Below are 25,186 nucleotides of genomic sequence, written 5' to 3'. Positions count from 1 at the left end.
GTGGTTACACTTTTGGCTCCCAGCCTTTTTCGTAAGTACGTCCCCAAAGTGTCATTGCTTCAGCATCCTGTGGTTTACCGGTTTTGGTATCCACAGTTAATGTTTTATTGAACTTCTGAGACATATTGCCCAAATGACAAAGCAATGTGCTTTTCACGGCCTCATCAATAGGTGAGTTCAGACTTTCGTCTTTTGTAACCGCATTTACGAAATTCTGCATGTGATAATTATCAAGGCCGGTTACCCCTAAGGTATCAACGGAAGAGCTACTGTTTCGCTCATACTCCGCCTTAATCTCACGATTTGACTTGTCAAAAATCTGATAGCCACCACGATCCACAACAGCAGTCCCCTGCGTTCCGTAAACCCAGGTGCCGCGGCCTCCCGGTCTGCCATGTACATCCATTCCATTACAGCTTTTACCTTCCCAGGTAATCATTTTACCTTCAGGGAACTCGAAAGAAGCATTTTGTGTGTCCCAGAACTGCCAGTCATCATTCCAGGCATACCGGCCACCTGCAGAAGAAACCTTTGAAGGCAGATCAACACCCAGCAGGTAACGGGCAGCATCCATTTCATGAAGACCATTATTGCTGATTTCGCCTGTACCCCAATGCCAGAACCAGTGCCAGTTATAATGTATATAGTTGTCCATCAGGTCTTTTCTTGGAGCAGGTCCTTGCCATAGATCCCAGTCAAATTCTGCGGGAGCAGCCATTTTCTGACCGGTTCCTATACTTCCACGATTATTCTCATACCAGGTTTTGGCATAATAAACATCGCCGATAATACCACTGTCAAGGCTTTCTTTCAATGCGGTGGTTGTGGGTGATGAACGCTGCTGATTTCCGATCTGTAACTTTTTTCCATATTTGGCTACTGCGGCTTTCAGCATGTCACCTTCTGCCGGGTTATGACAGCAAGGCTTTTCTAAGTAAACATGTTTACCTGCCTTCATAGCCTCAATTGCCATGGGAGCATGCCAATGGTCAGGGGCAGCTATGGTCAGAGCATCAAGGTCCTTGTTTTCAAGAGCCCTTCTGTAGTCTGCCATTGTTTTGGTGCTGCTGTCAAGAATTTGACTAAAATCTTTGAAGCATTTTGCAAAAACACGGCTATCCGGGTCAATAAGTCCGATGACATTGATTTGATTTTTCAGCGAGCGAGCCATGTTCAGGTGAGCACGTCCGCGGCCGTTCAGACCGGCTGTAGCGATATTAATACGATCATTGGCTCCGATGATTCGGGCATAACTTTTGGCTGAGAAGGCCATGCCAGCCACACCAAGAGCCGAAGTCTTGATAAAGTCTCTTCTGGTATTCTTCATTTCAATAGGTTGAGTTAATAATATATCCCGACAAAACTAATTAATTCCTGGGATCAACTATCCTTCACAGCCCGGGGCTTTGATCAAATTCGCTTTTTGATTGGTTTTGGTCTTCAAAAGTGGTAGTTCTGCGGATAAAATTTTTGCAAGCACATTAGGTCATGTAAATTGCAGGTCTAATTCTTTACTAATACATCCCTATGAATAAAACATTTCGTTTTGCCGGAGCTCTTCTGCTGGGTTCGGTAACCGTTTGGTCATGCATGAAGGTGGCCCAGAAATCAGGATCTCTAGTTCAAATAATAGCAGGTGCAGATGATGCTGCTTACGCCAAACAAATAGAGGGTGAAACTCCTATCAAGTTGGCCGATGGTTTAAAAATCAATATTTGGGCTACGGATTCATTGGCTCCGGATCCCATCGCCATGTCTATTGACGACCAGAATAGGATCTATCTGACCAGAACCAATCGTCAGAAAAACTCTGAGTTTGACATTCGTGGACACCGTGACTGGATGACCGAGTCAATCGCACTTCAATCTGTGGAGGACAGAAGGGCTTTTCTGAGAAAGGTGTTTGATCCTCAAAAATCTGATGATAATGATTGGTTGAAAGACCTGAATGGTGATGGCTCGCATGACTGGCGAGATCTGGCTGTAGAGCAGGAGGAAGTCTGGAGGCTTGAAGATACTGACGGAGATGGTCTTGCTGATGTTTCAACTCAGGTTTTGAAAGACTTCAACGAAGAAATAACGGATGTAGCCGGTGCATTACTCATTAGAAGGAATGATGCTTTCATCGGTTTGGGTCCAGATCTGTGGAGAATAGAAGATACGAATGGCGATGGTTACTATGACAAGAAAACCTCCATAGCCCATGGATTCAATATTCATATTGGTTTCGGTGGTCACGGAATGTCAGGCCTGATTGAAGGACCGGATGGTAAAATCTACTGGGGAATCGGTGATCCCGGTTTAAGTATGATTGATCAAACGGGGAAAAAGCATCATTTCCCGAATCAGGGAGTTATAGTTCGATGTAATCCTGATGGCTCAGACTTTGAGGTTTTCTCTCATGGCCACAGAAATACGCATGAGTTCGTTTTTGATGAGTACGGCAATTTGATCAGTTCAGATAATGATGGTGATCACCGTGGTGAATCTGAGCGTTTGGTACATATTGTAGAAGGTTCTGACAGTGGCTGGCGTATCAACTGGCAGTTTGGTAAATATACCGACCCAAGAAATAATGGCTACAAAATCTGGATGGATGAAGAAATGTACAAGCCTCGTCAGGAGGGGCAGGCAGCGTATTTTCTTCCGCCTATCAGGAATTATCATAACGGCCCTACCGGTATGCTGTATAACCCGGGCACTGCTTTGGGAAAAGACTGGCTAAACAAGTTTTTCCTTGTTGAGTTCACCGGAACACCTTCAAGAGCACATATCTGGTCGTTTGACCTGAAGCAAAAAGGGGCTACGTTTGATTTCAACTCTGAAGTGGATATGGTGAATGGTGTTTTGGCCACAGGCATTCGTTTTGGAACGGATGGTGCTCTTTATGCCGCTGACTGGATTAACGGCTGGGGTACGAAAGATTACGGACGTATCTGGAAAGTCGATGTTGAAGATAATGATCTGAAGGCAGAAAGAGCCAGAACAAAAGAGCTTATGGCTGCTGATTACGAAGGGATGTCTGATGATGATTTGTATGGTTTGTTGTTCTACGCTGATCAGAGAATAAGACAAAAAGCTCAATTCGAATTAGCAACTCGTTCAGGTGCCTCTAATCAATTTACGAAAGCAATCAATCAGACCGAGAATCAATTGGCTCGTGTTCATGGTATTTGGGGAATTGGCCAGGTGGCTTCCAGTAATAATAGTGAAGCTTTCAGACTGGTTCCGTTCTTGGAAGATTCGGATGGCGAAATTGTAGCTCAGGCTGCGAAAGTTCTTGGTGATGTAAGGTATAAAGAGGCAGGAAACAAACTAACTCAGTTGCTGAGCTCAATGAATCCAAGAATTCAATTTTATGCAGCTCAGGCCTTGGGTCGAATTGAACATAAGCCTGCAGTCAATCGTTTGCTTGGACTTTTGGAACAAAACAATGATGAGGATTTATATATCAGACATGCGGCTGTTCTTGCTCTCTCCAGAATCGGCGATAAGGAGCCGGTTTATGATCTGGTGAATCACCCTTCAAAAGCATTGAGAACTGCAGCTGTAATGGTTTTGAGAAAATGGCAGGACCCCAAACTTGCCGATTTCCTCAACGATCATGAGCAATATGTGGTGGCCGAGGCTGCGAGAGCTATCAATGATGACTGGTCTGTACCTGAGGCTTTACCGGCTTTGGCAAATCTTGTGAATGATGATGCCATCTCCTCAGAAGTTATTCTGAGAAGGGCTATCAATGCCGCTTTACGCGTTGGAGGTGATAAACAATTAAATGACCTTCTGGCTTTTGCACAACGTGCCGATGTGAGCGATGCTATGAAAGCTGAAGCTCTGGCTACAATAGGCACCTGGGCTGAGCCTTCTGTACTAGACCGGGTGGACGGTCGCTACAGAGGTGTCATTAAGCGGGATGGAGAGCATGTAAGGAATATAGTAATACCGAAAGTTGCAGGTTTTCTGGATGATAGCAATGAGGCAGTAGTTCAAGCGGCAATTGGTTTATTGAAAGATTTAGGAATCAGAGGGTTTAACAACAAAATGGCTGGTCTGTACGATAAAACAAACTCCGAAGAGACCAAGTCGGCCATACTTGAAGGGCTTTCGGCTTTATCATATCCGCAGATTGGTCAGTTGGTTGATAAAGCTTTGGCAGATAAAAATAGAAATGTGAGAACCACGGCTCTTAGTCTTTTGAATAAGGTTGATGTTTCAGCTGATCTCTTACCTGGAATGGTTGAAAATGTCCTTGACAAGGGTAGCTTGGGTGAAAAACAGCAATTATTGAAGAGTTTGGGGCAAATGCCGCTGGCTAAAACGGAATCTGTTTTTGAGAACTTGATTTCTCAACTCAAAAATGAAAAACTGCCAAAGGAATTAAGACTTGACCTATCTGAAGCCATTGCTGCAGCAGGTTCAGAAACTTTGGCTCAAAAACTCGACGAGGCGATTCCAAAAGGAAATATTTTTGAGGAGTATGCCGATGTGCTGTACGGTGGAAGTCGTCGTGATGGTTATATGTATTTCACCAGAAATGAAACCGGTCAGTGTATCCGTTGCCATGCCATTGGCGGCCAGGGAGGTACAGTAGGGCCTGATTTGTCAGATATAGGCAATACTTTGGAGCGTAAAGAGCTTCTTCAGGCTTTGGTTGAGCCAAGTGCACGTCTGGCTCCGGGTTATGGTACTGTAACCTTGACGCTCAAAGATGGTCAGGAAGTGACAGGTATTCTTGAGCAGGAAACCGAGGATGAATTAATCCTTAGAACTTCTGCTGCCGAACCGCTGGAAGTAGCCAAAAGCAGAATTACAGATCGTCAGAATTTCCCTTCAGGAATGCCTCCAATGGCTTCATTGATGGACAGACGACAAATGAGAGATGTGATTGAGTTTCTTTCGAACTTGAAGAAATAAAATCGTAGTGAAAAAAGAGAGGGCTTTCTTAACGAAAGCCCTCTCTTTTTGGTTTATAGCTTCTGCAAAATTTCTTCAACTATCCTTGGAAAATGTTCATGTTCCAAAACCTGAACCTTACGGGCTACATCTTCGGGAGTATCTGATGAAGTGACTTCGCAACTGGCCTGAAAAATAACTTCACCCTCATCATAATGTTCATTGACAAAATGAATGGTGATTCCACTCTCTTTTTCTTTATTCTCAACCACCGCTTCGTGAACAAAATGTCCCCACATACCTTTACCACCATATTTTGGTAAAAGTGCCGGATGAATATTGATGATTTTGTTGGGATAGGCTTTAATTAAAGATTCAGGAATTAGCCAGAGAAAACCAGCGAGGACGACAAAGTCAATATGGAGATTTTCAAGAATTTTAACCACATCGTTTCTCTCCGAAAAGTTCTTTTTTGAAAAAACAACAGTTGGAATCCCCAATCTTTTTCCACGCTTAATAACACCCGCTTCAGCATTATTGGTCAGGAAAAGGCTGACAATTACATTGTCTTTTTTCTCAAAATATCGGGTTATTGTTTCGGCATTTGAGCCGCTACCTGAAGCGAAAATGGCTATTCTTTTTTTACTGAAGGACATTTTTTTAAGAAATAAGACTTAAGACAAAAGATGTAAGACAAGAGACATCAGATGTTTATCACACCGGAGGTAGTTTTATTTGTCAGGAATCAATATTCAGACACTGGTCCCCGGTCACCCGTCATCGGTCATAAAACTTCAAACTTCCGACCCCAAACCTCATCACACAAACACCATACTTCCCACGCCCAGAATCATAATAACCTTTGACCAGAAACTGAGCTGGGCAAAGTGGCTCTTGCGGTCGGCAAAGTAAAGGCGAAAAGCCAAATAAAGAAAAGGAATGCCCAAAAGAAGAAAAGACAGCGACAGCTTTTTGTTATGCAAGGCTATACCCATAAAGGCCACAGAAACCACAAAACCAATCATGAAAAGGAAAAGAAGAAACTTGGTTTTACGAATACCCCAGATTATTGGGAGGGTAGTACTCCCGTACTTTTTATCACCTCTGATATCCTCAATGTCTTTGATGATTTCTCTGATGAGCGTTATGCCGAAGGCGAAAAGGGCATAAATATTAATGAGCAAATCGTTTTCAGTGTAGAAAACTGCCATTACCACTAAGGCGGCTCCAGTAAGTCCCGCTACCATAAAATTGCCAATAAAAGGCAGCTTTTTGAACACGCTGGCGTAAAACCAAAGCATGGTCATGGCGATAACATTAACAGCAAAAACTTTCCAGCCCAGTGTAAAAGATATTACTGCTGCCGAGACATTGAGAATTTGGTGGGCGAGCATGGCATGGCGACGTCTTATAAAACGGCCTATCACCACTTCCTCCGGTTTATTGACCTGATCAATTTTGATGTCAAAATAATCATTGATGATATATCCGGCCGCTGCCACAAGGAGAGTTGAAAGCGAAATCAGAAATTGATTTTTATCCAAAAGAGACTCAGGAATAGAGTTACCTTTACCCACCAGAAAAACTCTGGCCATGTATTGCGTTAGTAAAATGATCAGCAGGTTTTTCCAGCGAATAAGTTCAAAGAATTTTTGAATGAGCAACATGCCTGTTTTGAATTCGTCTTTCAAAATAAACGATCATAAAAGCAAAAGGAGTGAGAGTCGGAAGAATTATTTAAAAAGATTAGGCGTTATGGTGCTGACTTGTACCCTTAATTACAGCAAAACTTAGAAGTTTATAAAATGAAACCGACATGATTGAAATTATCATTAATCACTCAGGAGAATGATTATTTCAATCATCAAAGGTCGCATGTGACCGCTGAAAATAAATAGAAATTAAACACATGAAAATTGGTATAATATGCTATCCAACTTTTGGGGGTAGCGGTGTTGTAGCCACCGAGCTGGGCAAAGAATTGGCTCTAAATGGTCATCAGGTGCATTTTATCACCTACACACAGCCCATAAGACTTGACTTCTTTAACGAGAATCTTTTTTATCACGAGGTTGATATTTCTTCTTATCCTCTTTTTCAATACGCTCCATATGAGTCGGCTTTAGCCGGTAAAATGGTAGATGTGGTCAAGTACGAAAAGCTGGATCTGTTGCATGTGCATTATGCCATACCTCATGCTACTTCGGCTTTTTTGGCGAAGCAAATTCTGGAAACAGAGGGTATTCATATTCCGGTGGTGACTACGCTGCATGGTACTGATATCACTGTAGTGGGAAAAGACAGAACTTATAAACCGGTGGTTACTTTTAGTATCAATAAGTCTGACGGGGTAACCGCGGTTTCAGATGACCTTAGAAAAGATACTTTCAACACGTTCAAAATCACGAACGAGATTGAAGTAATTCCCAATTTTGTGGATATGAGCAGATTCCACAAGCAGGAAAAAGATCATTTCAAAAAAATCATTTGTCCGAACGACGAGAAATTAATAGTTCATATTTCGAACTTCAGACGTGTAAAGAGAATCGGGGATGTAATTACGGCCTTTGGCAAAATCAGAGAAAGTATACCGTCAAAGCTTCTGCTGATTGGTGACGGCCCTGAGCGTGTCAAAATGGAGAAACTCTGCAGAGACCTTGGCCTGTGTGATGACATTCGTTTCATAGGTAAACTGGATGTGATTGAAGAGGTTCTTTCTGTGGCTGATCTCTTTTTTATGCCTTCAGAAAAGGAGAGTTTCGGTTTAGCGGCCCTTGAAGCTATGGCCTGTGAGGTGCCTGTGATCAGTACCAATGCCGGTGGATTACCTGAGTTAAACGTCAACGGAGTCACTGGCTTCATGAGCGAAATTGGCGATGTGGATGACATGGTCAAAAATGCCTTGCATATACTTTCTGATGAAAATCTGGCTACATTTAAGACAAATGCCTTGAAGAGAGCGAAGGAATTTGATATCAAGAATATAGTGCCAAAGTACGAAGCCTACTATCGTAAGATCATAGAGAAGGTAAAAGCAGAAACCATGGCTCTTAATTAAGAATTTCTGAATGTTTGCAAATTTACCGGAAACGGGTCAAAAAAGAATAGTAATCATCGGTGCCGGTTTTGGAGGCCTAACTTTGGCCCAGAAACTGTGCAAATATGATGTACAGGTGGTACTGGTTGATAAGAACAATTTCCACCAGTTTCAGCCTCTGTTTTATCAGGTAGCTATGGCCGGTCTGGAGCCCAGTTCCATCGCCTTTCCACTCCGGAAAATCTTTCATCACCAGAAAAATATTCACGTCAGAGTAACGGTGGTCAATTCTGTTGATACCCAAATAAAGCAGCTTCAAACCGATATTGGGGTTATCAATTATGACTACCTGGTACTTGGCATGGGGGCGGATACCAATTATTATGGCATGGACAATATTCAGAAACATGCCATGCCAATGAAATCTGTATCGGAGGCTATTTATTTGAGAAACAGAGTTCTGCAAAATTTTGAAGACGCTCTCTCTGAACCTGACGAAGTAGAACAGGAAGGGCTGATGAGTGTGGTGGTAGTCGGTGGAGGTCCTACGGGAGTTGAAGTTTCAGGAACTTTGGCTGAAATGCGGAACATCATTCTACCAAAGGATTATGCTGAGCTGGATTTCAACAAAATGAAAATCTACCTTTTTCAATCCTCAAACGGTGTACTCCCTGGAATGTCAGAACAAGCTGCCGAAAAAGGAGCCGATTATCTGGAGGCCTTGGGAGTTACGTTGCGGCTAGGTGAGAGAATTGCAGATTTCGACGGAAAATACGCTACAACCAATAAGGGTGAAAGAATCAGAACCAATAATGTGGTTTGGGCCGCTGGTGTTAAGAGTAATACGATTGAAGGAATTGACCCGGAATCATATGCCAGGAATGGTCGTATGCTTGTCAATGAAATAAGCCAGGTGAAAGGATATGAAGATATTTTCGCTATTGGGGATCAGGCCATGATGATTTCTGAAGAATATCCTCATGGGCATCCGCAAATGGCACAGCCGGCTATTCAGCAAGGGAAATTGCTGGCACAAAACATTTATCAACTCATAAAAGGAGAAAAAACGACTCCATTTGAATATAAAGATCTGGGTTCAATGGCCACAGTGGGTCGAAATCTCGCCGTCGTTGATCTACCTTACTGGCGTTTTCAGGGTGGTTTTGCATGGTTGGTCTGGATGTTTGTGCATTTGATGGGTATCTTGGGCCTGAAAAACAAAGTCATGGTGTTTATCAATTGGCTCTGGAATTACATCACCTATGACCAGTCCTTAAGATTGATTATTAAACCAAAGCTGTTTGGTAAGACCATAGAAGCGAACATTTACCGGAGTAAAGTCAATAAATGAAAAGTTTAGCATATCTGAATAAATACCTCTGGAAGTACAAATGGTACCTTGTTTTGGGTGCTTTGTTTACTTTAATCTCAAACCTTTTTGGGGTTATTCCAGCTCAGGTAGTACGTCATGCCCTGGATTTGGTGAAGGAGAATATTGACATCTACTTCATGTATGATGGGCTTGATCTACAGGAAAGTATGTATGGTGTTTTTGCTTACAGCCTGAGCGTGTATGGTGTGCTTATTCTGGTCATGGCCATCCTGAAAGGCTTTTTCCTCTTCTTGGTAAGACAAACTATTATTGTGATGTCTCGCCATGTGGAGTTTGACATGAAAAATGAGATTTTTGATCATTATCAATCGCTTCCACTAAGCTTTTACAGAAGAAACTCGACGGGCGATCTGATGGCTCGTATTTCTGAGGACGTCGGTAAAGTGAGAATGTACATCGGCCCTTCCATCATGTATTTGCTGAATATGGTGACTTTAGTGGTCCTCATTTTGGGCTATATGTTTTCTGTCAATGCCAGATTAACCTGGTGGGTATTAGTACCGATGCCGGTGCTCTCTATCAGTATTTTCTTTGTGAGTAGTATTGTCAATAAGCGTTCGGCGATGATTCAGAAGAGCTTGTCAAAGCTCTCAACTTACGTACAAGAGGCTTTTAGTGGCATTCGTATCATCAAAGCTTTTGCCCGTGAGAAAAGCTCGCTGGAGCGTTTTGAGGTGGAAAGCAATATTTATCGTGAAAAACAGCTTGATCTTACCAAAGTGGATGCTTTGTTCTTCCCGTTGATCATGTTTTTGATTGGGCTTAGTACGGTGATTTGTGTGTATGTGGGTGGTCAGGAGATTGTAGCCGGTTTACTGACCCCGGGTAATATCACGGAATTTATCATGTATGTGTTCATGCTCACCTGGCCTTTGACGGCTTTGGGCTGGACCACAAGTCAAATTCAGCAGGCTGCGGCTTCGCAGGATCGCATCAATGAGTTTTTGAATGTCAAAAATGATATTATTTCAGAGAAAAATTTGAAGACTGAAATCGTCGGAGCTATTCATTTTGAGAATGTCAATTTTATTTATCCTGATTCGGGTATTCATGCTCTTAAAGATTTTAATCTTGATGTTTTACCGGGCGAATCTGTCGCAATTCTGGGGACCACTGGGTCAGGGAAGAGTACCATCGCTAATTTATTACTCAGGATGTATGATACCACTTCCGGTGATATTTTGATTGACGATCATAACATTAGAGAATATAATATTCAAAATCTGAGATCTCAGATAGGGTATGTGCCGCAGGATGTCTTTTTGTTCTCTGAGTCCGTCCGAAATAATATTCGCTTTGGAAGTCCTGAAATTCAGGATGAGGCCATAGAACAGGCAGCTAAAGATGCCGACTTGTACGAGAATATCCTTGGCTTCAAAGATGGTTTTGAAACCGAAGTAGGGGAGAGGGGTGTAACGCTTTCAGGTGGACAGAAACAAAGACTATCTATTGCCAGAGCCATTGTGCGTGAGCCGAAACTACTTATTCTCGATGATTGCCTTTCGGCAGTTGACACCAATACAGAGAATAAGATTCTGAATAATCTGGAGAGGATTATGGAAAATAGAACTTCTGTGATTATCTCTCACCGGGTTAGTTCTGCAAAACTGGCTGATAAGATAGTGGTTCTGGATGACGGGAAAATAGTGGAGCAAGGCACGCACGGAAGTCTGCTTGATGCAAATGGCGTATATAAAGAGCTGTACGACAAGCAAATGAGCATGGAAGAAGAAGCTTAATATGAGTAAGATAAATAAAGATATTATAGAGGCCGTCATATTTGATATGGACGGCCTTTTGGTTAATTCAGAGCCCTGCTGGCACAAAGCTGAGAAAATTGTTTTTGGCAAAGTCGGTTTGGAGCTTTCCACCGAAAACTGTCTGGAAACCACCGGAAAACCGGTGAAAGAAGTTATTCAATACTGGTTTCAGCGTAAACCGTGGCCAAACCCGGATTTTGATCAAATGGAAAGTGATCTTTTTGCTGAAGCTACTGAAGCTATAAAAACCGAAGCCACTTTGATGCCCGGTTTAAAAGAAGCTGTCGGTTTAGCGAAAAATAAGAATTGGAAGGTAGGTCTTGCTTCGGCCTCACCAATCAATATGATCGGGATGGTTTTAAAGAAATTTGACCTTACTGATAGCTTTGATTTTTTTCACTCTGCCGAGCTTGAAGAATTCAATAAACCACATCCGGCTGTTTATTTGACGGTTGCGAAGATTTTGGGCGTGCCCATTGAAAATTGTCTGATTTTGGAAGACTCCGGCGGCGGAGTGAAAGGTGCTGTAGCTTCCGGTGCTCAGGTTGTGGCGGTGCCTGGTCACCATGAGTTTGAAGATCCGAAGTTTAATATTGCTAACTTGAAAATCAAAAGTCTGGAAGATTTGGAGAGTGTTTTGACTTAAAAAAAACAGGCCACCCAGAAGGCGGCCCGTTTCCATTACTCAAAACTATTACTCATTTAACCCTTAGAATCTTCTTCCGTGACGTCCGTAGTTATCTACCGGGGCCACGTCATTATCTCTTTTGTTTCGCATGATCATCTTATTCAATCTGATAAGATCGTCCTCTAACTCTCTTACTTCATTTCCAGTTAAGCGACCATTGCGTAACATTCTGTTTTCTTTTATTTCGATTTTTTCGGCAATTCCTAAAAGCCTTCCTGCTTCATAAGAATTAATCGTTCCATTGATGATGCCATTGGCAATTCGCTCTCTGGCTTCTCTTTGCATTATGTTGATTTTCATGCCGGCACCTCGGACACTTCTGCCGTAGGCCCCCCTGTGAAAATCGTTACTTGCGTAAACTTTACCCTTTCGGGCCTCGGTTCGGTTGCCTGCGTACTGGGCGTACGTTGTACCTACGAAAAATAAACTCAAAAAGACGAAGGCAAATAACTTTTTCATAATTGACAATATTTATAGTTAAAGTTGAGATTGAGTACAACCATTTGTTTGTTTCAATCATTTGGTTTTTAGACTGCGATGGTAATGAAGGGTTTAGTGAGGGGTTTGTTAATGACTGTTAATGGTAAATGAACCGTTAAATAAATTGTGGCAGACTGTGCAATCTCAGATGGGGGTGATGACGTTACTCTATTATAGTAAAGACATCTGTGGCCAAACCGGCCATGTTATAATAATCTTAAAATAGTGGTTTATTTTAGGGGTTAGACAAAAGCCTCCGGTTTTCGGAGGCTTTTTCTTTGCTCTACTGTTTCCGTTTAGATCTCTTACATTTTTTGGGTTAATGATATCAATTTGAAGACAAAAAAAGACCGGGATTCCCGGCCTTGATATGACTTGTTAGTTCCTCTAGTTATCTGATCTTCCATTAATGTGCATTTGCATTTCTGAAAGCTTTTGACCACCCTTAATACCAAAATCCAAAGTTCGGATAGGAAACGGAATAGTAATATTGGCTTGGTCAAATGCTTCTTTGATGGACATTATCGCCTCACTTCTCATTTGCAGATAGCTCGGGTTATTTGGGTATTCAATCCAAAACATAATTTCGAAATCAATGGAGCTCCCGCCAAAGCCGGTGTAAGAAAAGATAGTATTTTCAGGGTCTATAACGTTATCCATTTTTTCGATGGTTTTGAGAACAATCTCTCTTACCCTTCTGAGGTCTTCACCATAAGATACTCCCACGGCCAAATCAACTCTTCTTTTGCCGTATGTGGTATAATTGACAATAGCGTCTTGCAGGATATTAGAATTAGGTATAAAAACTTCCTGACCTTGAAAGGTTTTGATGGTCGTAACACGAAGGTTTGTATCCGTTACGGTTCCCATGTGTCTTGAAACTTCAATGATATCTCCAATGCTGATGGGACTTCTGACCGCGAGAATAACTCCTGAAATAAAGTTTGAGGCGATGTCCTGAAAGGCAAAACCAAGAGCCAGCCCTATGACACCTACACCTGCCAGTAATGAAGTTACCGTCTTATCTAATTCCAGTATTCCCAGAGCCACAAAAAGTCCAACGGCTAAAACAGCAAAATAAACCACTCTTTTGAAGAGCTTTTGAAGGGTGAGGTTACTGGTTGTTTTGGATAAGATTTTATGGATTACTTTACTTAAAAGTTTAGCAAGGAGTGCAAAAATGACGACAGTGATTACGGCAACCAGGAAGTTTGGAAGCATGGTTATAGCCGTTTTGCCCCAGCCAATCACTTTTTCGACTATAAGTTGTAGGGGCTCGCTATAAGCGGAAAGGTCTGTTTCAAACATAGATGAATTGATTTTGTTTGCCATTGTCCTTAAATCAATGTTCCGGCTGGTTTCTTTTCAGCGAGTCGACTGGGAAGCAAATGTGTTGCCTATCTACACGCAGGGTGAGGTGTTTTTTCTACAATAGTACTTTTTGCTGGCATTGAGGTAGGACTATAGATATAGAGGAAATACTGAATGGTATGGCACTTTCTTTTGTTTAATCGTGCACCTAATTCAATACCATGCGAATCTTTCAATGTAATCATTGCTACCAACCGGTCTTTTTTGAAAACTCCTATTGCGGAGGCTGTGGTCATCTGCTGGGGTACGTTGATTCAGTGAATGAAATGTTTGCTCTTTCATCTTATGATTCTTCATGGTCCATTAATGGCACTCAGTACACCTACTGCAAAAATGTAGAACATGGCGTTTGTAACTGGCTCGTTCCGGAGTATAAATCGTCATCATATTGCACAGCTTGTAACCTCAACAGAACCATACCTGATCTGAGGATTGATGAAAATAAAGAACTTTGGGCCAAGCTGGAGCAAGCAAAGCATAGGCTTATTTATTCGTTACAGCGATTGGGACTACCAGTGATAAGTAAAAACAATGACCTGTCTGGGTTTTGCTTTGATTTTTTGTCATCAGCCGTTCCTGATAAAAATGGGAATAAGCCGATGACGGGTCATAAAAGCGGTGAAATCACAATAGTACTTTCGGAGGCCGATTCTATTCAGCGTGAGCAAATACGTCTTTCTTTGGAAGAACCTTATCGATCACTTGCGGGGCACTTCAGGCATGAGATTGGTCATTATTACTGGCCCCGGCTTGTTCTAAGTGATGAGCACCACCTTCAAAGGTTCAGAGAGCTTTTTGGAGATGAAAAGGTTGATTATTCTCAATCGCTTAAAACTTATTATCAGACAGGCGGATTGAAAAATTGGCAGAATTCGTTTATCAGCCAATATGCCACAGCTCACCCATGGGAAGATTGGGCTGAGACCTGGGCTCATTACCTTCATATCATCAATGCGATGGATACCGCCTATCATTTCGGCCTAAAGGGAGATCCACATCTGGCGAATACCGAGCACATGGAGATTCAAAGTGTTGACCCTTATACCAATGTGTCTTTTCAAAAGATAATAGAGGAAACCGTTCCTCTTTTCTTTGCTATTAATAGCCTGAATCGTTCTATGGGTATCCCTGATATTTATCCCTTTGTTATATCAGAGCCGGTTAAAAGAAAACTGGAGTTTATTCATGAGATTCTTTTAGGACATCGTATTCGATAGATTTCCTCTCAAACTTTTGTTTATAAAAAAGCCATTGGCTCTAAGCGTTCTTTTCAAAAGATTGCAATCACCAATGGCTCTGAATGTTAAGAGCGAAAGATCAAAGTTTACTCAACTCAATAGCTCTCTCGTAGCAGGCAATCATTCCTTTTTTGATACCTTCTCTAATTTTCTCTTCATCGAATTTATTGAGAGCAGCTCGGGTGGTCCCGCCTTTTGAAGCGACACGATCCATCCATTCTACCGGGGTTAGATCCCCCTGTTTAAATTGTTCTAACGCCCCGGCAAAAGTTTGGGTAACCAGTGCTTTAGCCGTTTCGTCATCATAACCATAATGTTTGGCTCCATCCAGCATACCCTGAATAAAATAGAAAATATAGGCCGGTCCGCTGCCACTCACAGCGGTGGAAGTATTGATATCATCCTCTTTGAAAATACGAAGAGATTGGCCGGTGGAGGCTAACATTTTGTCTACCAACTCCACTTCCTTTTCTGAAATATTTTCAGGTGCGTAATATGTGGTCATACCAAGACCCACCTGGGCCGGGAGGTTAGGCATGGCCCGCACTACTTTTTCAAGCCCCAGGGCCTTTTGCATAGTTTCAATTTTTACACCAGCCATTACAGAAACAATCAATTGCTCCGGTCTAACCATTGGTTTCATTTCTGCAAAAAGGCCATCTTTATGCTGTGGTTTAACTGCCACCATGATAATATCGGCAGCTGAAACGCAGCCTTCGAGTGAGGAGTAGGTTTCAAAAACACCCTCTTCCTCAAGAGTTTTCATTTTGTCCTGGTCAAGATCCATGATCATGACTTTCTCTCCCATGATTTGAGAATCTGCAATAGCTCTTCCATACGTGAGCCCCATATTACCAGCTCCTATGACTAATAACTTCATTTAAGTTTGTTTACTTTTTAAGGGTAAATTCTCCCTTGTTATTGATTCGGCGAAAGTATATAAAAACTATGGTGGCTAACCAAAGAAAAGAAGGGTTCTTTGAGTTTTATTGAAAAGTATTGATAAATCAAGACACTCGTAAACTGATCATCTTCATAATTGAAACTTTGGTTCATCATGATTTTAGCCGTTAGAAAAATTTATGTTTAATTATGAAACCCGTATTGATATCTCTTTTGGTCTTTTTTTCTCTGACTGGTATAGCTCAAAATCAGACCATTTTGGGTAAAGCAATTTATCTGGAACTGGGAGGTAAGGGCTTTGTGTCCGGCAATTTTGAAGTGCCTCTAAATAGCCGCAACAGATTGAACCTGGGACTGACGCTTCTTGATAATGAGTTTGAAAAGGAAGCGGACGAAGAAGAATATCCTAATCTTGTTTTACCAACTCCCGGAGTCATGTATTTTCACCTGAGTGGAAGGAGATCACACTATTTTGAGAGCGGTCTGGGTTTGAGTGTTTCTCCGGTATTCTGGCGAAAATATAGTGGAAATGACTCTCCATTGTCTTTGCATGGTAGTTTAGGCTACCGTTACCAAAAAGCAGATCATTTCTTATTCAGAGCAGGCTTTACGCCGTTTTACAGGGTGAAGTGGGCTTTTCTGCCTTTAATTGGAGTAAGCCTGGGGTACAGCTGGTAGTTACTCTTCGCAATACTCTTTATACAAATCCATGTACTCAAAAATGATTTTGACGGCCTCTGGCTTCATATCCATCTTTAAAGAGGTGTTTTGACGAACTTCATCGGTGAATTGATAAATTTTACACCATTCATCTTCATAATTCACCATCTGGGCCTCTATAATGGCATAAATGATGTGGATAGAAAAACTGGTTTTATTCCTGTAGGTGGCAGACCAGGCAGTAGATGAGGCAACGCTTAAAGAAACCTTTTCATCAAAGGCCTGAAGATAGGCCAGACAAATTTTGAGATCAGCATCAGACAGTCTGTACAACTCAGATTTGTTCTGATATAAACCATTCTCAATGGCATAGTTGACCAGAATTTCAGAGTTATTCAAATTCTCTTTTAATAGGACTAACCTGTTTATAGCTGCCAATTTCAGGTCAATTGGATTTTCTTTGTTTAGAATAAAGTCAATCAATTGATTGTTTAGTACACCATTGGCTTCGGCAGCGATCTGTACAATTTCTTCATCTTCGTAAGCCTCATAAAATTGAGTGGACCTTAAAGGAGAATCGGCGAAACAACTTTGACCGGAAAGAATCAAAAAACTTATGGCCAAACAGACTTTTTTAATCCATGATTGCATATCGCAATTTAGGATCGTCATAATGGCGTTACCAAACCTTAAAATAAATCGGCAGAAGACGGGAGGCTGACTTATTTCATCGCTTTCAATCGCGTCACCATCAAACTGATCATCAATCCAAAAACGGCAATCAGCAGGTAGGAAATTCTAAGGTTAAAGACCTCAGAAATATACCCGATCATGGGTGGGCCAAGCAAAAAACCTAAATAACTGATGCTGGAAACAGCCGCCAGAGCCTTGCTGGGAGCCATTGTTTTGTGGGCTCCTGCCAAACTGAAAACGATGGGGATATTGGTAGAAACCCCAAAACCAACCAAAAGGAAGCCGAAAACAGCGGTAGGAATGGTTGGTAACAAAACAGAGATCAATAAGCCGATGGCAATTAAAGCTCCGTTGATTTGCATGAGCCTTTTCTGACCAAAGGCCGAAATAAATTTATTACCGATGAATCGGCCGGCAGTCATCATGACCATGAAACTGGCATATCCTAAAGTTACCCAGCCGCCGGTGGCACCCACGATATCTTTGAAGTAAACACCGCTCCAGTCAAACATTGCTCCTTCGCAAGACATGGCAAAGAAACCTACGACACCCAGCGAAAAAAGAAGTCCATCTGGTTTGGTGAAGAATTTCTTTCTTTCTGGTGAGCTGCTAACATCATCTAGTAGGTAATTGGAGTTGAGCAAGGTAGATCCAATGGCCACCGCACAAACCATCAGAAAGTGATGAGTGGGCGAGAGCTGCAAAATACCCATCAACAAACCAATTAGTGCACCTGCGAAGCCAGCCAGACTCCATGAGCCATGAAAGGAGGCCATGATAGGCCTGCGATACATTTTTTCAGCCACTACAGCTTGGGTATTGATGGCGATATTGCTGATGTTTCCGGTAATTCCAAAAAAGAATAAAGCCATGGCCAGTTGTAAAGAGCTGGTAGCTAGTGACAAGGAAACCATAGCGATGGCATACATGGGCGGTGCAAAACGCATAATTTTCTTACTGCCGTACTTGCTGGCTAAAAATCCGGAGAAGGGCATGGTGAGCATCTGACCGGCAGGCAGGGCAAAAAGAATGGAACCCATGGCACCGTCAGAAAGCATCAGAGCTGACTTAATATCTGGAATTCGACTGGCCCACGAGGCAAAGCACAAGCCTTGAAAAAAGTAAAAAGCTGATACGGCCAGCCTTACTCTTGATCTTGTCGATTGAATATTTGTGGCCAGGCCTTTATCTGCTATCTGATAATCAATAGTCATCGTTTTCCGTAATTCTATATCGCAAAATTGGGAAGAAGCTTTTGCTCAATTACTATACCTTTTAATTCTAAACCTCACTTTTATAGATGGTTATAATTGTTTGTGAGAATGGTACTATTTTTTGGTAACCGTTAAATCGACTCTCTCCCCACCATTAACAATTGTCGTGTCATAAAATAAAACTCTTCAAATAATCTTTTGAACGAGAGCTGAGTATACTTGTTTTGGGGAACTCCTGTTCCTATGAAAAAAGTACTGACCACTTCTTTATTATTCTTGCTAACAATTCAACTGCTTCAGGCACAACTGGTTCTAAGGCCTGCTGATGATGGTTTTCAAATGTTTTTAGGCTCTGATAATGAACGGCCTACAGTCATTGGGGTTGATGACACACCAATCATGATTTTATCAGATGGATATGGGAATATTGGGGTCAATACGCATTTCTACACTGGCAATACTTTGAATTATCCAACACATTCAAAGTTTCATATTCGAACGCGGTCTAGTGGTCATAATGATGGGTCCGGCCAAGGCCCTCAGCTTCTTTTGGATGAAAACAGTCCTGATGGTTATTCCAGACTTAGGTTTAGGAATTCCTGGATAAGGACCACAGGATATACTCAAACAGGTACGGCAGTATCGATACTGGAGGGCAGAGGACGATACTGGGATATTGCTGCTTTCGGTAATGGAGAAGCCCTTGAGAACGACAGGCTAAATATTTATAATAGTGGTTACGGTAATGCAATGACCATTCTCGGAAATGGATGGGTTGGAATAAATAACACAAACCCCGAAACTCGCCTCGATGTCAATGGCTTTACAAAATCGGGTAGTGAGTCGGTCCCGTACAAAACAAAACTCATCAACTCTCAGGCTACCGGAACCTGCTCGAGTAATTCGTCGCTAAGTATCGGATTAGGTTTAAATGAGAATAGAATAATTTCAGTTGACGTACTCGTTAGTCATGATAATAATAATTGGTACGGGCCAGGCGAAAGGTTCAATAACCACGAGTACGCTTACAAAATAAGTGGAAGCAATATCGACTTTGAATTTGGGGCCGTTGCCGGATGTGATTTTATTCTTCGCAGCTACAGAATTTGGGTTACTTACGCCTCGGCTGATCTTGATTACTAATTCAAGCTTCTTGTTAAGCAAATTACCTTTTATTTAACTCTTCCCGAATAACCTTCAACCGCTCCTTCGATTTCCTGGAATTCTTGATGATCATATAAATCAAGCCAACAGAAATACCGGTATAAAGAAACCCAAAACCACCTGTAAACAAACCGTAAAGGATAATTCCGGCAAGAAAGCCTATTCCTCCAGCGGCCAGGAGTTCATTCTTTTTTAGTTTCTTTTCTTCGTCCTGAAGTTCCTCCAGTGTCAGGTTTGAATCATTATTTTCCATGGTGAGTCGTTCAGGTTTATACAATGTCCGGAGACAAACTTAGTCGTGCAACTCAACAAAAGCAACCTTGCTTTTGGGATGTTTTTGACAAATTTCAAAGAAGAGATTACGATCCGAAAAGAGTTTGGGTAATTAGTTTAACCCGGTGGCCTGAAATGTCAAATGATTGGCATGAAGGGTCAATAGGCCCCAAAGTCCATCCTTGATCTTTGCCACTATCATATAACCTGAGCATCGATTGAAATATCTCATCGTACTCTTAAGTCAAAAATCAATGAAAGCCAGAACATTACCTTTTCTGTTTATTGCCCTCATTTCAAATCATTTTTCCTGTGGTCAGTTGGCAGCGAACATTCCCGTAAACGAAAACAATCAGCTTTTGGGGCTGGGAACGCGATACATGCTTAACTCCGATATTTTAGATGAAGAACGCCCGGTAATCATTTCATTGCCACAGGGCTATGAGGAAACAAAAGCCCATTATTCGGTTCTATACCTTTTGGATGGCCTCGCTAATATCAAACATACCATTGCAACGGCCGAACTACTGGCGGAGACGGGGCTTATCTCACCACTCATTATCGTAGGGATCGAAAGTTTAGACAGAGCAAAAGATTTCACTCCTTCCAGAGCGGGTGAGAATACATATGGTGCGGCTGGGGGTGCGGGAATTCCTCAGAGTGGGGGTGCACCTTTGTTTTTGAAATTTTTGGAAGACGAACTCATCCCGTTTGTGGAAGAGAAATACAGGACGCACCCTTTTCGGATTCTGGAAGGGCATTCTTTCGGTGGCTTGTTCGCTACGTTTGCCCTGATGGAGAATCCTGACCTTTTTGATGCATTTATCATACAGGCTCCCGCTTTGTGGTGGAATAATGAAGAGATGATACTAAGAGCTGAACGTTTTTTCAAGTCTGAAGGAACACTTCATAAAACAATCTATTTCGGTATCGGAGGAGATGACGGATGGGGGATGAAACAGGAATTAAAACGTTTTACTGAAGTGGTCAAAGTCACCCCCCCCGGAGCTTTGCGGTGGAAATTCGAGGAAGTGGGAGATGAGGACCATAATCAAAGCCGGCTTCTTTTAAACTATAATGGCTTACGCTTTATTTTTTCCGATTTAAAGAAGGCAAACTTATCCTTAGAAGATTTTACAAAGGAAAAATTTATCGAGCAGGAGCAAGACCTTTTAAACCGGTACGGCGAATTGACAAGACGCCCGGCTATGGAATACATTAAGCTTTATTCACGGCTTCATGAAGCAGGCAGAATTGCAGAGGCCATCGTAGTTCTAAAAAGGGCCACTGAAGCCTATCCTACCTACGTGGGGCTTTTAACCAGCCTTGCTCAATTGTATGAAAAAAGCGGTCAGATAGACCTGGCTATTTCAACTTTTGAAAAGGCTACAGAAATCTCAAAAAAGTATAAAATGGGATATGAAGAGAGTTATGCCAAAGCGATAGAAAGGCTTAGAACAAAGGCAGATCAGTAGTTCTGGCTGAATAGTCTGCATCCCTTTCAGAATCTTTTTTAGTCTCTTAGATTTCATAATTCTTTCACAAGCACGGCCAGCTCCAGAAAAACCTTTGGCAGACCAAAATCAGGATTATCCATTGGAAAAGGGCGTATTTCTCCCGTTCTGAAATATCCATGACGCTCATACCAGGCAATCAGGTCGGTGCGAAGGGTAAGCACCGTGATCTCCATTTTTGGTGTTTTTAATTCCATGGCCTTTTCCTCGGAAAACTTCATTAGTGTTTTCCCGATTCCTAACCCTTGGTGAGAAGGAGAAACCGTAAACATACCCAAATAAATGTGATCCTTACGATATCTCAAATGGATGCATCCCAAAGCCCGGCCATCTTCTTCATAGATCCAGATGTCACTGTCAGGCTCTTCAATAAATGTTTTTAGTTGACTTTGATCTGTCCGTATTCCACCTAGAAGGTCAGCTTCGGTGGTCCAGCCTTTTCGGGAGGAATCACCACGAAAGGCCGAATTGATAAGTATATCCAGTTCTTCGATGTCTTGAAAGACGGCAAGTCTGATACGAAATGACATAAAGGTGAAGCAACAAATTTTCTGCAAGATAAATCGAAGGTTCCTGAATATTAATAGCCTTTATTTTGACTCGCGTACATTTCCTGGATGTAATTGAGATGGCCTGAAAGTTTTATCTTTTCAGAATCCTGTCCAACATAAAACCTCTCTGAAGTCTGTGCTGCCGAGAGGTGATTGAGTAAAAAAAGCTGACTTAAATGGTAATGACCAGTTTTCCGGTAATCTTGCCTCTGCTTAAATCAGAGAGAGCTTCAGGTACATCATCAAGTATGTATGTCTTGTGAATCAGTGGTTTGAGTTTTCCTTCCTCCAACAGTTTACCGAGATATTGAAGATCAGCCTGATTGGTTTTTGCTAAGAATCCGCCAAAGGCATTATCAGAAATGGATGAAAAGCAAAGACCTGTCAGCAGTGCTGAAGGTGAAAAAACGGTGGAGATATACCAGCCCCCGGGCTCCAGAAGTTTCCTGATTTTAGATAAAGGATATTTACCGGCAGTATCAAAAATAAGATCAAATCTCTGGTCGATAGAAGTGATATCTTTCTGTTGATAGTCAAAAACCTGTTGTACTCCCATTGTTTGCAAAGTTGAGACCGATGAAGATCCACAAACTGCCGAGACCCGAGCACCAAGAATCTTAGCCATTTGAATCGCAAAACTGCCGACACCTCCGGCCGCTCCAATAACCAATACTTTTTCACCTGTCTTGAGTTTTCCATGATCACGCAGGCCTTGTAAAGCTGTAATGGCGGCCATGGGAGTGGAGGCGGCTTCTTTGTAACCAATACCCGATGGTTTCATATTCAAAGCGTTTTCATTGGCGATCGCAAATTCAGCAAAACTCCCAAACCCGGATGCAGACAAGTCTCCATACACTTCCATGCCCGGCTTGAACTGAGTCACTCCCGGGCCAATTCGGTCCACGATTCCACAGACATCAGCTCCCAGTATTTTATATTTTGGGCGGATAAGCCCTGCCATGAGCCGAATGGGGAATGGTTTTCCGATTAAAGATGCAAATCAGCTTTATTGACACCTGAGGCAAGTACTCTGATTAAGACTTGTCCTTGACCTGGCTCCGGTCTTTCGGTTTCCCTGAGTTGTAAAATGGATGAGTTTCCGTAGTTTTCTCTAATGATAGCTTTCATAACCATAAAATTTTAGTGAGATGTTTTTTTGACTCCTTTGATGAGCATATAAAGAGTAAGCTCCACTTCACCTAAGGCCGCCGAAAGTCCGACCACCCATGCGAGCCAATGCTCATTCCCGGGAAAAAGAAAGTCACCAAAGGTTTCCATGAGGTAACCAATTCCGGCAATCATCATCATAAAACCAAAGACACGTGGAATCAAACCCGATCTGATCAAAAGGACTCCAAGCAGAAGGCAATGTATTCCGAAGAAACCACCCGCCAGTAGATAGCCGTAGCGATGGGCTTCCATGAAAAATAGGCTGAGAGCTTCCAGCTTAGCAGGCTCAAAAGCCTGCATAAAGCCGGCTTCACCCAAGACATGCAAAGCCATATAATGATTCAGTAGATTGAGTGTACCGATGGCCGGGTGTGCGAGTAATCGTAACGAAGAGGATACCAGAGCCAGCGATTGACCATAGGGTTTCAGCATTTTATAAAAAAGTACTGATAGAACCGCATCCAGTAAAAAAGCGATGAGGTCAGCGACCAAACCTATACGAAATAAGCCTTCATTGGAAAGGATATTAGCTGCTGTGGCCGCTGCGTCACCCGCAACGACCAGATTAGCCCGTACATACCCTTGACTGAAGCCGGCACAAATGATGACAAGGAGATACAAAAAGCCGGTGAATCTCACCTGGCTTTTTGTCATGGAATTGAATTCCAACTTTTTCATAATAGTGTTCATTTTAATGGAAGGTTAATCAGTAAACTCCACAAGACTGGCTGATACCGTCAGTGTTCTTTTGGTATAGAAGGGTGGGGCACCGCCAAGGTGTTCTTCGGTGATAACATTCGTAACAGCCCTTGAACCTTGCTCCAGCCCGGCATTCTCCAGCATTTGAGCATAAGCTTTGCTGTAAAGCTGTTTCTTTTTGACACCTCCGAAAAGTAAAGCATATTCTACTTCTGCCGTGCCCTGGACTCTGCCGAGGGTTTTGAAATTTCGGTCACCCAGGTGTACCTGTGTTTGGTTTTGATTTTGATTCAGAATCCAGCTGTGGTTCACACCACAAGAGCTTAGCCCGGCCATGAGTACGAGACCCATCATAAATTTGTTTGTCTTTTTCATAATTGCTATTGTTTAATGTTCAATAGCAAAAGTACCGGGTACCATACCCGATTTTTTGACCAAAGAGGCCAATGCCTTGACACTTCAGGCCAGTGATTTCTTTTCAGGAATTTTTTCGGTAATCGGCGGGGGAGAGGCCGGTCCAGCGTTTGAAGGCCCGGTTAAAGGCACTTTGTTCAGAGAAACCGGTTTGGAAAGCGATTTCACCCATGGAAAGGCCAGGGTTACGGAGGAGGTTTCGGGCCTCATCCTGTTGAATATTCTGAACGAGTTCTCTGAAGGTGAGTCCTTTGTCAGCCAGTCTTCTTTTAAGAGTTCTTGCACTGAGGCCAAGGTATTCGGCAACCTGAATGATACTTGGGATTCCGCTCGGTAAAGCTTCGGTAATGAGTCTGATGATTTCTTTCAAAAGGTGATCAGCACTTTGATAAATGCCTTCTTTCTCTTCATTCATACGCTCCAGCAAAAACTGATGAATACTTTTGTCAGCTTTGAGCGTAGGAACTGTGATGTCAGCTGTTTTGTAGGAAATTATATTTTTTGACTGGTCAAAAGAAACTTTACATTGAAAGTAGTCTTCAAACAGTTGACCCGAAGCAGCGGAGTGTTTGAACTGAATTGCTGAAGGTGAAATATCTTTACCGGTGACTTCTATGAAAATTCCGGCGATCATCACAAAGGAAACTTCATTGGCCATTTCCACTCCTCTTCGATTGGGGTTTCTTACAATTTCAAGCGTGGTGAAACCACCGGATTCTTCTAATCGGATATTGCCGTGATCGGTTACCAGAATCATAAAACGCTCCAGCCGGTCAAAGACCTCGCGGGCCAGCCAACAGGTTTTCCAGGAAAGGCCGAGCGTCCCGTAGTCGTCAGAATCAAGTTGCATGCCTTGTCTTACACTAAATCCGGCCGAAAGTTGTTGATCTGCCCCTTCGTAAACATCATACAAAAATGAGATGGGGATATATTTACTACTTTTTTGAAGTTCGGGAGCATCTTTATGATGCCGGATAGACTGCGGAGACAGCCCTTCTTTCAGAGCCAGATATACTGCTTTATGATAAATACTGGCACTTACAAAATGCATTAGTCTGACTAAGTATCAAT

Annotated in this window: 24 protein-coding genes; 9 read left to right on the top strand and 15 right to left on the bottom strand. The window is 42.3% G+C overall.

Features of this window, described 5'->3' with window-relative positions:
- Window positions 1-4: 4 nt before the first annotated feature.
- Window positions 5-1,327, bottom strand: coding sequence for a Gfo/Idh/MocA family protein (locus tag AFM12_RS05270; protein ID WP_055144647.1), 1,323 nt, complete (start codon window positions 1,325-1,327; stop codon window positions 5-7).
- A gap of 200 nt (window positions 1,328-1,527) precedes the next feature.
- Between AFM12_RS05270 and AFM12_RS05265 the strand changes: the two genes are divergently transcribed.
- Window positions 1,528-4,914: a HEAT repeat domain-containing protein gene (locus tag AFM12_RS05265; RefSeq protein WP_055144644.1), complete on the top strand. Its 3,387-nt coding sequence runs from the start codon at window positions 1,528-1,530 to the stop codon at window positions 4,912-4,914.
- 53 nt (window positions 4,915-4,967) lie between these two features.
- Here AFM12_RS05265 and purN read toward each other — a convergent pair whose 3' ends face one another.
- Entirely contained in the window at window positions 4,968-5,549 is a 582-nt protein-coding gene (gene purN / locus AFM12_RS05260; RefSeq protein ID WP_055144642.1) for a phosphoribosylglycinamide formyltransferase, read from the bottom strand.
- Between the two features lie 162 nt (window positions 5,550-5,711).
- The gene (locus tag AFM12_RS05255; protein WP_055145175.1) at window positions 5,712-6,560 is read right to left on the bottom strand and encodes a geranylgeranylglycerol-phosphate geranylgeranyltransferase; all 849 of its coding nucleotides are present in this window, start codon (window positions 6,558-6,560) and stop codon (window positions 5,712-5,714) included.
- A gap of 242 nt (window positions 6,561-6,802) precedes the next feature.
- Here AFM12_RS05255 and bshA point away from each other — a divergent pair, with 242 nt between their 5' ends.
- Genes bshA through hxpB form a run of 4 tightly spaced genes read left to right on the top strand, consistent with a single transcriptional unit; the run spans window position 6,803 to window position 11,729 of the window.
- On the top strand, window positions 6,803-7,951 hold the full coding sequence (bshA, locus tag AFM12_RS05250; protein WP_055144639.1) for an N-acetyl-alpha-D-glucosaminyl L-malate synthase BshA: 1,149 nt from the start codon (window positions 6,803-6,805) through the stop codon (window positions 7,949-7,951).
- 10 nt (window positions 7,952-7,961) lie between these two features.
- Window positions 7,962-9,281: an NAD(P)/FAD-dependent oxidoreductase gene (locus tag AFM12_RS05245; RefSeq protein ID WP_055144636.1), complete on the top strand. Its 1,320-nt coding sequence runs from the start codon at window positions 7,962-7,964 to the stop codon at window positions 9,279-9,281.
- Window positions 9,278-11,062 carry an ABC transporter ATP-binding protein gene (locus AFM12_RS05240; RefSeq protein WP_055144633.1) on the top strand — a complete coding sequence of 595 codons (1,785 nt, stop codon included), beginning with the start codon at window positions 9,278-9,280 and terminating at the stop codon, window positions 11,060-11,062. The genes AFM12_RS05245 and AFM12_RS05240 overlap by 4 nt, the downstream gene beginning before the upstream one ends.
- A gap of 1 nt (window position 11,063) precedes the next feature.
- On the top strand, window positions 11,064-11,729 hold the full coding sequence (hxpB, locus tag AFM12_RS05235; protein WP_082391198.1) for a hexitol phosphatase HxpB: 666 nt from the start codon (window positions 11,064-11,066) through the stop codon (window positions 11,727-11,729).
- Between the two features lie 63 nt (window positions 11,730-11,792).
- Here hxpB and AFM12_RS05230 read toward each other — a convergent pair whose 3' ends face one another.
- Both AFM12_RS05230 and AFM12_RS05225 read right to left on the bottom strand, forming a co-directional pair.
- The gene (locus tag AFM12_RS05230; RefSeq protein ID WP_055144627.1) at window positions 11,793-12,230 is read right to left on the bottom strand and encodes a hypothetical protein; all 438 of its coding nucleotides are present in this window, start codon (window positions 12,228-12,230) and stop codon (window positions 11,793-11,795) included.
- A gap of 408 nt (window positions 12,231-12,638) precedes the next feature.
- The gene (locus tag AFM12_RS05225) at window positions 12,639-13,583 is read right to left on the bottom strand and encodes a mechanosensitive ion channel family protein (RefSeq protein WP_229308461.1); all 945 of its coding nucleotides are present in this window, start codon (window positions 13,581-13,583) and stop codon (window positions 12,639-12,641) included.
- Window positions 13,584-13,783: 200 nt separating this feature from the next.
- Between AFM12_RS05225 and AFM12_RS05220 the strand changes: the two genes are divergently transcribed.
- Window positions 13,784-14,839, top strand: coding sequence for a zinc-binding metallopeptidase family protein (locus AFM12_RS05220; protein WP_055144624.1), 1,056 nt, complete (start codon window positions 13,784-13,786; stop codon window positions 14,837-14,839).
- A 100-nt stretch (window positions 14,840-14,939) separates the two neighbouring features.
- Here the strand turns inward: AFM12_RS05220 and proC are convergent, their stop codons facing one another.
- Window positions 14,940-15,740: a pyrroline-5-carboxylate reductase gene (gene proC / locus AFM12_RS05215; protein ID WP_055144621.1), complete on the bottom strand. Its 801-nt coding sequence runs from the start codon at window positions 15,738-15,740 to the stop codon at window positions 14,940-14,942.
- 212 nt (window positions 15,741-15,952) lie between these two features.
- On the opposite strand from proC, the gene AFM12_RS05210 reads away from it, so the two are divergent.
- Entirely contained in the window at window positions 15,953-16,441 is a 489-nt protein-coding gene (locus AFM12_RS05210) for a hypothetical protein (protein WP_055144618.1), read from the top strand.
- Here the strand turns inward: AFM12_RS05210 and AFM12_RS05205 are convergent, their stop codons facing one another.
- Window positions 16,442-17,074, bottom strand: coding sequence for a hypothetical protein (locus AFM12_RS05205; protein ID WP_055144615.1), 633 nt, complete (start codon window positions 17,072-17,074; stop codon window positions 16,442-16,444).
- 71 nt (window positions 17,075-17,145) lie between these two features.
- Window positions 17,146-18,330, bottom strand: coding sequence for an MFS transporter (locus AFM12_RS05200; RefSeq protein ID WP_055144612.1), 1,185 nt, complete (start codon window positions 18,328-18,330; stop codon window positions 17,146-17,148).
- 243 nt (window positions 18,331-18,573) lie between these two features.
- Here AFM12_RS05200 and AFM12_RS05195 point away from each other — a divergent pair, with 243 nt between their 5' ends.
- Window positions 18,574-19,473, top strand: a complete 900-nt coding sequence (locus AFM12_RS05195) for a hypothetical protein (RefSeq protein ID WP_055144609.1) — start codon at window positions 18,574-18,576, stop codon at window positions 19,471-19,473.
- 22 nt (window positions 19,474-19,495) lie between these two features.
- Here AFM12_RS05195 and AFM12_RS05190 read toward each other — a convergent pair whose 3' ends face one another.
- Complete coding sequence (locus tag AFM12_RS05190) at window positions 19,496-19,747, bottom strand: DUF1304 family protein (protein WP_131458197.1); 252 nt, start codon at window positions 19,745-19,747, stop codon at window positions 19,496-19,498.
- Window positions 19,748-20,021: 274 nt separating this feature from the next.
- On the opposite strand from AFM12_RS05190, the gene AFM12_RS05180 reads away from it, so the two are divergent.
- Window positions 20,022-21,242, top strand: a complete 1,221-nt coding sequence (locus AFM12_RS05180; protein ID WP_055145171.1) for an alpha/beta hydrolase-fold protein — start codon at window positions 20,022-20,024, stop codon at window positions 21,240-21,242.
- A gap of 53 nt (window positions 21,243-21,295) precedes the next feature.
- Here AFM12_RS05180 and AFM12_RS05175 read toward each other — a convergent pair whose 3' ends face one another.
- The 6 genes from AFM12_RS05175 to AFM12_RS05155 all read right to left on the bottom strand — a co-directional run bounded on the left by AFM12_RS05175 (window position 21,296) and on the right by AFM12_RS05155 (window position 25,166).
- Complete coding sequence (locus AFM12_RS05175) at window positions 21,296-21,811, bottom strand: GNAT family N-acetyltransferase (protein WP_055144600.1); 516 nt, start codon at window positions 21,809-21,811, stop codon at window positions 21,296-21,298.
- 193 nt (window positions 21,812-22,004) lie between these two features.
- Window positions 22,005-22,793 (bottom strand): NAD(P)-dependent alcohol dehydrogenase, encoded by a 789-nt coding sequence (locus tag AFM12_RS05170; protein ID WP_055144597.1) that lies wholly within the window; start codon window positions 22,791-22,793, stop codon window positions 22,005-22,007.
- Between the two features lie 26 nt (window positions 22,794-22,819).
- Entirely contained in the window at window positions 22,820-22,960 is a 141-nt protein-coding gene (locus AFM12_RS19675; protein ID WP_157687288.1) for a hypothetical protein, read from the bottom strand.
- Window positions 22,961-22,972: 12 nt separating this feature from the next.
- Window positions 22,973-23,680 carry a DUF4386 domain-containing protein gene (locus AFM12_RS05165; RefSeq protein ID WP_229308460.1) on the bottom strand — a complete coding sequence of 236 codons (708 nt, stop codon included), beginning with the start codon at window positions 23,678-23,680 and terminating at the stop codon, window positions 22,973-22,975.
- Between the two features lie 24 nt (window positions 23,681-23,704).
- On the bottom strand, window positions 23,705-24,076 hold the full coding sequence (locus AFM12_RS05160; RefSeq protein ID WP_055144594.1) for a DUF6567 family protein: 372 nt from the start codon (window positions 24,074-24,076) through the stop codon (window positions 23,705-23,707).
- Between the two features lie 103 nt (window positions 24,077-24,179).
- Complete coding sequence (locus tag AFM12_RS05155; RefSeq protein WP_055144591.1) at window positions 24,180-25,166, bottom strand: AraC family transcriptional regulator; 987 nt, start codon at window positions 25,164-25,166, stop codon at window positions 24,180-24,182.
- Between the last annotated feature and the right edge of the window lie 20 nt (window positions 25,167-25,186).

This window comes from Jiulongibacter sediminis (genome assembly GCF_001306455.1).
GTDB classification, from domain to species: domain Bacteria; phylum Bacteroidota; class Bacteroidia; order Cytophagales; family Spirosomataceae; genus Jiulongibacter; species Jiulongibacter sediminis.
This window is presented reverse-complemented; position numbering and strand designations above follow the sequence as displayed.

What these genes read in the sequence shown, in the direction of transcription:
- AFM12_RS05270 (WP_055144647.1), bottom strand. Translation starts at nt 1,327, where the DNA reads ATGAAGAATACCAGAAGAGACTTTATCAAGACTTCGGCTCTTGGTGTG.
- AFM12_RS05265 (WP_055144644.1), top strand. Translation starts at nt 1,528, where the DNA reads ATGAATAAAACATTTCGTTTTGCCGGAGCTCTTCTGCTGGGTTCGGTA.
- purN (WP_055144642.1), bottom strand. Translation starts at nt 5,549, where the DNA reads ATGTCCTTCAGTAAAAAAAGAATAGCCATTTTCGCTTCAGGTAGCGGC.
- AFM12_RS05255 (WP_055145175.1), bottom strand. Translation starts at nt 6,560, where the DNA reads ATGTTGCTCATTCAAAAATTCTTTGAACTTATTCGCTGGAAAAACCTG.
- bshA (WP_055144639.1), top strand. Translation starts at nt 6,803, where the DNA reads ATGAAAATTGGTATAATATGCTATCCAACTTTTGGGGGTAGCGGTGTT.
- AFM12_RS05245 (WP_055144636.1), top strand. Translation starts at nt 7,962, where the DNA reads ATGTTTGCAAATTTACCGGAAACGGGTCAAAAAAGAATAGTAATCATC.
- AFM12_RS05240 (WP_055144633.1), top strand. Translation starts at nt 9,278, where the DNA reads ATGAAAAGTTTAGCATATCTGAATAAATACCTCTGGAAGTACAAATGG.
- hxpB (WP_082391198.1), top strand. Translation starts at nt 11,064, where the DNA reads ATGAGTAAGATAAATAAAGATATTATAGAGGCCGTCATATTTGATATG.
- AFM12_RS05230 (WP_055144627.1), bottom strand. Translation starts at nt 12,230, where the DNA reads ATGAAAAAGTTATTTGCCTTCGTCTTTTTGAGTTTATTTTTCGTAGGT.
- AFM12_RS05225 (WP_229308461.1), bottom strand. Translation starts at nt 13,583, where the DNA reads ATGGCAAACAAAATCAATTCATCTATGTTTGAAACAGACCTTTCCGCT.
- AFM12_RS05220 (WP_055144624.1), top strand. Translation starts at nt 13,784, where the DNA reads ATGCGAATCTTTCAATGTAATCATTGCTACCAACCGGTCTTTTTTGAA.
- proC (WP_055144621.1), bottom strand. Translation starts at nt 15,740, where the DNA reads ATGAAGTTATTAGTCATAGGAGCTGGTAATATGGGGCTCACGTATGGA.
- AFM12_RS05210 (WP_055144618.1), top strand. Translation starts at nt 15,953, where the DNA reads ATGAAACCCGTATTGATATCTCTTTTGGTCTTTTTTTCTCTGACTGGT.
- AFM12_RS05205 (WP_055144615.1), bottom strand. Translation starts at nt 17,074, where the DNA reads ATGCAATCATGGATTAAAAAAGTCTGTTTGGCCATAAGTTTTTTGATT.
- AFM12_RS05200 (WP_055144612.1), bottom strand. Translation starts at nt 18,330, where the DNA reads ATGACTATTGATTATCAGATAGCAGATAAAGGCCTGGCCACAAATATT.
- AFM12_RS05195 (WP_055144609.1), top strand. Translation starts at nt 18,574, where the DNA reads ATGAAAAAAGTACTGACCACTTCTTTATTATTCTTGCTAACAATTCAA.
- AFM12_RS05190 (WP_131458197.1), bottom strand. Translation starts at nt 19,747, where the DNA reads ATGGAAAATAATGATTCAAACCTGACACTGGAGGAACTTCAGGACGAA.
- AFM12_RS05180 (WP_055145171.1), top strand. Translation starts at nt 20,022, where the DNA reads ATGAAAGCCAGAACATTACCTTTTCTGTTTATTGCCCTCATTTCAAAT.
- AFM12_RS05175 (WP_055144600.1), bottom strand. Translation starts at nt 21,811, where the DNA reads ATGTCATTTCGTATCAGACTTGCCGTCTTTCAAGACATCGAAGAACTG.
- AFM12_RS05170 (WP_055144597.1), bottom strand. Translation starts at nt 22,793, where the DNA reads ATGGCAGGGCTTATCCGCCCAAAATATAAAATACTGGGAGCTGATGTC.
- AFM12_RS19675 (WP_157687288.1), bottom strand. Translation starts at nt 22,960, where the DNA reads ATGAAAGCTATCATTAGAGAAAACTACGGAAACTCATCCATTTTACAA.
- AFM12_RS05165 (WP_229308460.1), bottom strand. Translation starts at nt 23,680, where the DNA reads ATGAAAAAGTTGGAATTCAATTCCATGACAAAAAGCCAGGTGAGATTC.
- AFM12_RS05160 (WP_055144594.1), bottom strand. Translation starts at nt 24,076, where the DNA reads ATGAAAAAGACAAACAAATTTATGATGGGTCTCGTACTCATGGCCGGG.
- AFM12_RS05155 (WP_055144591.1), bottom strand. Translation starts at nt 25,166, where the DNA reads ATGCATTTTGTAAGTGCCAGTATTTATCATAAAGCAGTATATCTGGCT.